Annotated in this window: 4 protein-coding genes; 1 reads left to right on the top strand and 3 read right to left on the bottom strand. The window is 50.4% G+C overall.

Translation table 11 applies throughout. The features are described from left to right. On the top strand, positions 1-219 hold a 219-nt coding region (locus IEW48_RS17095; RefSeq protein WP_229704024.1), incomplete at its 5' end, for a hypothetical protein. A gap of 34 nt (positions 220-253) precedes the next feature. Here IEW48_RS17095 and IEW48_RS11330 read toward each other — a convergent pair. The 3 genes from IEW48_RS11330 to IEW48_RS11320 form a co-directional block, all read right to left on the bottom strand. Continuing rightward, complete coding sequence (locus IEW48_RS11330; protein WP_188623853.1) at positions 254-1330, bottom strand: glycosyltransferase family 4 protein; 1077 nt, start codon at positions 1328-1330, stop codon at positions 254-256. Continuing rightward, on the bottom strand, positions 1327-3486 hold the full coding sequence (locus IEW48_RS11325) for a glycosyltransferase (RefSeq protein WP_188623852.1): 2160 nt from the start codon (positions 3484-3486) through the stop codon (positions 1327-1329). Before IEW48_RS11325 ends, IEW48_RS11330 begins: the two co-directional genes overlap by 4 nt. A gap of 309 nt (positions 3487-3795) precedes the next feature. Continuing rightward, complete coding sequence (locus IEW48_RS11320) at positions 3796-6678, bottom strand: glycosyltransferase (protein ID WP_188623851.1); 2883 nt, start codon at positions 6676-6678, stop codon at positions 3796-3798. Positions 6679-6688 lie beyond the last annotated feature (10 nt).

The raw sequence follows: 6688 nt of genomic DNA, 5'->3' as shown, positions 1-6688 counted from the left end.
GAAAGAAGTTGCTGGTCAGAAGCCGAGGAATTTGGTACGATAGACATGAAAAACATCCTTTCCTTGGTAAGTGTTAGTGATAGCAACTTCATTTTACCAAAGGATTGGGTGTTTTTCGCGTTTTTTGACCAAATTCCCCAGTTAAATCAAGGGATTCTCGTGTTTTTCAAGGTGCGAAAGTTGAGTTTTAAACATAAAAAACACCCCGCAGGGTGCTAACTTTTGCAATTGTTCTCTCCACGGTTGTTTCTGCTTAATGTTCTTTTCCCATCTTCTGGTTGATCACCTTGTTCAGCGTGTCAAAATAATGACGGCCAGCAGCTTCAATGCTGTACTGGGACCTGACTTTGCGGCAGCCGGCATCAATCAGCCGGTTCCTTAGATTTTGATCATCAAGAAGACGGTTTAGTTTCTCCGTGATCTGTTGAACATCCAAACCATCGTACAAACAGACATTCAGTTCACCATCTAGCACTTCTGGAAGGGCGCCCACCCGCGGGGCAAGTGCCGGACAGCGGCAAGCCAGTGATTCAATCACGGTCATCCCAAAGGACTCGTTTTTGGATGTGCTGATGCTTAATCCGCCGCTGGCTGCCGCTAAGGCGTAAACCTGTGGCATGTCCTCATAATCCAGACTTTGTATCCAATGCAACCGGGATAACAAGCCATACTGGTCAGCTTGCTCAAGCAGGGCATCAACAGTTTCTGCTTTGGCCGTTTCACCGCCGATCATCCAAAACTGACAATCGTCCCTTAATTGTAACAGACTATGGGAGATGGCCAAAAAGGCAGGCCAGTTTTTATGTTGGTCCAGTTTCCCGACCCAAAGCAGTACTTTTTGTGCAGGGATATGCTCAGGCTGGGAATAGGTAAAAAGTCCGGTATCCAGGCAATTCGGCGTGATATAGCAACGTGCCGCTGCTGCGGGGAACCGCTTCCTGATCAGATCTGCCACGTACTTTGAAGGCGCAAGAAAAGCGTCGATACCCGTTATATTCAAACGGTCCAGATAACGGATATTGCTGGTTGTGGTATGCACCTCATGAATCACACAACCTTGGTACCTGGCCTGCTCTAAAGCTGCATAGGCCTCATCCGTATCAATAATGATGACCGCATCAAAGTTATGGCTGTTGATATAATCAGCCAATTCCCCGGTACTGCCGGCAACCTGAAGATGAGGATAATCACCAAATGCGCGCCGCCCGCCGTAATCTTTCAAATAGGCAAAATGCACCTCAGCAAAACGGCGCAAATAGGCCAAACGGTTAACCAGCTGGGTTGTTACCCCGCCCAGGATCAAATAGCGGTAAATGTATAAAATCTTCATTTGGCAATCCCCTTTTTTCCAGACTGAAATTGTGCAAAAATGGGCGGCTGTGCCGTCTCCGTCACGGCTAACAGCTGTGTGACGCGCTTCTCCCAGCTCTGTTGCTTCAAGTAATCTTCTAACAGAGCCTGGTCAACAGCAACATCAATGGCTTTTTGCAACTGCAGGGCTGCCTCCTGGCCATTCGTGGCCGGATAAACGTACGGGCACTGCCCGCGCTCATCGCCATACATCTTAATCACCGGCAACCCGTTAGCCAGATATTCATAGATGGGTATGGGGTCACTATGGGCAGCAACCAGAGGGTCAGCAAATGGCAGAAATACAGCGGACCACCGGCTCAGCAGACGCTGTTTGTGGTGTTCATCCCGTTTGGCATAAACCTTGATGTTAGCAGGTAAAAGGGGAGTAAGATCACCGCTCTTTTCATTGTCCTCGCCAATGATTTCAAACCGCCACTCAGGGTGAGACCTGGCCAGGCGGATCACCAGTTCCCAATCAAACCAGGGCTTGCCCAACAGGCCCACATAACCAATCACAGGCTGTTTGGTTTGGGCTGGACGGTCTCTTTTTTGCTCTCCCTGCTGCCCGCACCAGGCCAGTTCCCATCCGTTCGGACAGACCGTGATTGCCGCTAAGGTTCCCCATTCCTGCAGTTTCTGTTTCATGGGAGACGAAACGGCAATGATATGGTCAGCATGATGGACCAAATATTTTTCAATATGCTGGGCATAGACAGATTGGCCGGCCCAGCAGGATAAAGCCTCCCAATCCTGCTGAACGTCATAAACCGTTACCCAGCCCTTCACCTTGCAAACATGCAACATACGCGTTTGAGAAAGGGTTGGGCGGGTAAAAATCATCAGCTTCATCTTGACGCCAGGATCAGCCTCCAGAACCTCATGAACCCTTTTTTCAAAAATGGTCCGTGGAAATTGGAACAGCAATGATCCATTATAGGCAGGCAGCACCTGACCATCATCGTCACAAACCAAGACGACGGGCACCCCTTGTCTAAGCAAGGCGCCTGTTAATTGCAAGGTACGGTCATAACGGTTATGCTGCCAGTAGGTCGTGCTGCCGTCCATTATAATCCACTGCTGTGCACCTGCCTCTCTTACACGCCCCAGATAGCGTTGCCATTGATCCATCAGCGTCTGTTCCTGATGCTCAGCCAGGGTTGCAACAGGTTGGTCTGCCGCTGTTGATGACATTGCAGAAGGTGCTGTTCCAGCAGGTGGATTTGACGCTCCCTTGCTTAAGGGAGGCCCGGCCAAAGGCTCAGATGCTTTGGCTGCAGAGGAAACAGTCATCTTGCTGCCCGCAGGTGTGCCGGCGGTGCCGTTCCTCTCAGCGTGTAAAAGGGAGGGAGATGTATTGTTTTCCTGCTCGCCACCCGGTATTGGCTCCCTGCTACCACCCGTCCAGCGTTGAAGACGATGGGCCGCTTTCCACCAGAAGCTAGATTTAATTGCGGCCAGCTGGTTTTCCAAAGCTTTTTTCTCCTGTTTTAACTGGGACACCTCATCGCGCAAGCGGGCGTTCTCCTCCCGCAAAAGGGACACCTCTTTGCCCCACGGTGCCTCATGATACTCATAAAGATGGCCCTTCAACAGATTGCGCCATTCTTCATCTGTCAACAGATGTTGTCCGTGATAGCGTTTGATTGCCACTGCCCGCAGGTAACCATTTTTCAGTTCAACTCCCTTTAAATAGAGGCAGTGCTGAAGCTCAGCCAACATGGAAAAACAGCGGATCAACCGGCCCGGCTCATGATACAATGCTTCAGTTGCCGGGTAAAACATGATCAGGCGGCCATTTGGTTTAAGCAAGCGGGCAAGTTCCTGTATCAAGAGAGAGGGCTGTTCAACAACTTCAGCTTCCAGCGGATTAAGTATAATCGTATTAAAATAGTGATCAGCATAAAACAACGCTGTGCGGTTGCCAGCATAGACATGCAACCTGCCCTCAGCTTCCGAGTTCTCGTGAAAGAACTGGGAAAAAGAAGAAAACTTCTCTGGAGGAAGCCAAATGGTTACCTCCTTCTCCATTTTGGCCAATTCCGCTCCCAGTTTCCCTTCAAAGGAGGAGAAATCGAGGATATACTGGCCATTTACCCTATTCATCACCCATTGCATCATGGCCTGTTGTGTCATCTGACCACCCCTTTATCAACAGCCCTGATAGAGGCCTGCTGACGGCTTTGTAGATTATTTCGCCTGTTGTAAAAAGCCCGCTTGCATATTGCAGCGAGCTTTTAAATGTGCCATTCCATAGCCTTGCAATACCTTCCAATATCCGGATATTTAAAAGTGATTGTTTCTCTAATCTTAACCGCAACCTCATCTGAGACAGCCTGCGGTCCGCCCAGTATGGTGAAGTCACTGACTGGCGCATGTCTCAGATAAGTTTCTGTAGAGGCGGGCAACGTATTGCCCCATATTTTCTATATATAATTATAACTATTATGACGTGGAGGAAACAGCACTTTCTGTTTGTCTTGCCGCTTTTGCTGCCTGTTCCGCCTGCTCATAAATGTGCGGGTAAGCTTGGATCAGCTTTTTCCAATCCCGGTGTTGTTCCACCCATGTGCGGCTTTTTGTTCCCAGATCCAGATGCTGTTCCGCCTGGGCCAGTGTTTCATACAGGGCGTGATGATTTTCGGCCTCAAAGATCAGCCCTGTTTCCCCTTCAATCACCATTTCCCTCAGAGCCGGAATGTCGCTGACCAGGACCAGCTTGCCCATGGCCATCGCTTCATATGGTTTCAACGGGGTGACCAGCTCACACACTTTGGCCTTGGTTCTGGGGAAGGGGAATACATCGATCACGGAGTAATAACGTTGCACCTCGTCATGGGGCACCCGCCCAACGAAAAGCACATGCTCGTCCAACTTAAGGCGGGCTGCCAAATGCTTCAACTCATTCAGCGCCGGACCGTCCCCAACGATCAGACACTTGAAGTCCGCTCTCTTTTCCTTGAGCAGCGCGAGCGCTTTTAACAAATAATCCAAACCTTCATAGGGCGTAACCGAACCGATAAAGCCAAAGACCAGCTTGTCCTCCAGGGCGTAACGCTGCACAATCTCCTGGTCCCTTTCCCGTGGGACAAAGCGGTCCGCATCCACTCCGTTGGGCACCACTTCGATTTTGTCCGCAGCAACCCCCAGTTCAATCAGATGCTCCCGCAAACTCTCACTAATGGCCACCACCCGGTCGGCTAATTGGCAGCAGTAAACTTCATAGCGCTGGTGCAAACGGTAACGTTCTGACAGATAAAATCCAGGCGTCTTAGAACTCTGGGTATCCTGCCACATCCCTCGCACTTCATAGACACAAGGAATCCCCAACCGCTTGGCCACCTGCAAAGCAGGCAAGGCATTTTGAAAGTTGGAAGCAGCATGAATCACTTTGGGTTTCAGTTTAAGGACCAACTGGGCAAATTGATCAGCATAGGCCTGGAAATATTCACTCATCGGCACCTTGTTCAACTGAACGTTCCTTTTGTTGGCATACAGGCGGTAATGTTCAATGCCTTTGTGGATTTCCATTTCCTTTTCTCCATCGGCTTGAGGCGGAGGCCAGCCCAGTTTGGTGACCACAACAGGGGAGAGGCCATTGTCTTGCTGATGGGTGACAATCTCGCTGCTTCGCACCGTATAACCATTAATGGCCGGCAAGGATTTGTTCAAGACATGAATAATACGCTCTGACCGTTCATCTTCAGGGATCGGTGCTAGATCCGTGTCCCATTGCCAGTTCGTCTCTAGCAGGCGGTATTCGTCTTCAGCCATATCGTACTCCCGCCCTAAAAGCGGGCCGGACAGAGAGCGGAAAGCACGCAAATACTTAAGGCGGTCGGAGATGTTACCCAGCCGGTGATGGATACCGATCAGTCTGCGCAAAACCCTGATGTTCCTAGGGGCCAGCTGGTAAGCCTGATCAGCATAGGCCAAAGCGGTATCTAACCGCAGCCGTTCATAATAATAGCTGGAAATAAACAGGAGGGCTTGGACCTTTTCTTCCTGGTTGAGGGAGGAAAGCACATGCTCTATGGCATCAGTTTGGTTCCGGTCAGCATATAGGCGCAAACGCAGACGGGTCAGCGGCAAATGATCGTTGCCCAACACAGCCTCCATTTGTTCCAGCTGTACAGGATCCACCTGCAACGGTTCATCCTGTGCGAGCAAAGCATTAATAATATAATGGTAAAAGTCCTGCTGCTGTTCGCTGGGAAGGGCTTGTCCAGCCTGGATCAAACGCTCTAAGGTCTTGGTATCTAAAGCTGCGGTGTCCATTTCGGCATACAAATGATGAAACCCTTTGCAGGTCCGTAAGAGCTGAAGGGCATCCGGGCTGAATAAATCGATAAAACCTTCGTCCACCATGCGCTGCAAATCCAAAATCTCATGCCGTTTCACGCGCAAGTGAGCCAGGCTTTCGATCACCACATCATAGAGCAGGCCAGATTTGTCCCCTTCTTTATAAGCGTTCAGGGCAAAATGAAGGGCCAAATGGTATTTGCGATCTTGGATGGCCTGCTGGGCAAGGCCCAGATAAGCCCAGGCAGACCCCTCCAGGTCCTTATCCAGCTCAACATCTTGCCTTGATTTAAACAACTTACGCAGCACACGGCCATAGAGCTCCTTCTCATGGGCCACGTGGCGCATGAGGAGAACCAGCCCAAACTCTCCCTCCTCATCCGGGAGCTCATTCAGCCACTCTAGGCATCTGGCCACCTCTTCCTCCCGGTCCAGGTCAAATTCTTGGTAATGGTCCCTCAAAAACTCGTTCCAATTTTGGGGAGCCTCCTCCAAGTTACGATACTTGCCAATGCAGGAGACAAAAAACGATTCCGCATCTCCCTGGGCAAAACACTCGGCCAACAGACGGGCCGGCTGAGGGCCAAGGTGGCGAAAAGCATAGCGGACAATATGCTCCTTTTGTTCATCATTCAGGTAGTCCCCGAGGTTCACCTCATCGCTTAAATGCAGAAGCTCCTCCACGTTCCTTAGATCATACAAAGATTTCACCCGGATCTCATCGATGCGCTCATCACCGGGAGGTATGGGTGAAAGTTCATGCCAGGCCCGCTGATATTGGCGCAGATGCCGCCAGGTCAAGGCCGCCAACAGGCGTTTCTCATTTTCCCCGAGCTGCTGGTTGGCACGGACATGTTCGATAAACAAGCGATGTTTGCGCAACCGGACGATAATCTTGTACAGCCAGCAGGCCTGCTCATAGGGACGCCCCAGGTCAAGGATCCACTGAAACAGCTTCTGCTGCAGCGTACGCATATTTAAATAGAGACTGAGCACATATAATGCGGTATAAGCCAATGTTTTCATCCTGATCCTC

It is taken from the genome of Caldalkalibacillus thermarum (assembly GCF_014644735.1).
GTDB lineage: Bacteria > Bacillota > Bacilli > Caldalkalibacillales > Caldalkalibacillaceae > Caldalkalibacillus > Caldalkalibacillus thermarum.
The sequence above is the reverse complement of the archived record's forward strand: the minus strand, read 5'-3'. Positions and strand labels throughout refer to the sequence as shown.

What these genes read in the sequence shown, in the direction of transcription:
- IEW48_RS11330 (WP_188623853.1), bottom strand. Translation starts at nt 1,330, where the DNA reads ATGAAGATTTTATACATTTACCGCTATTTGATCCTGGGCGGGGTAACA.
- IEW48_RS11325 (WP_188623852.1), bottom strand. Translation starts at nt 3,486, where the DNA reads ATGACACAACAGGCCATGATGCAATGGGTGATGAATAGGGTAAATGGC.
- IEW48_RS11320 (WP_188623851.1), bottom strand. Translation starts at nt 6,678, where the DNA reads ATGAAAACATTGGCTTATACCGCATTATATGTGCTCAGTCTCTATTTA.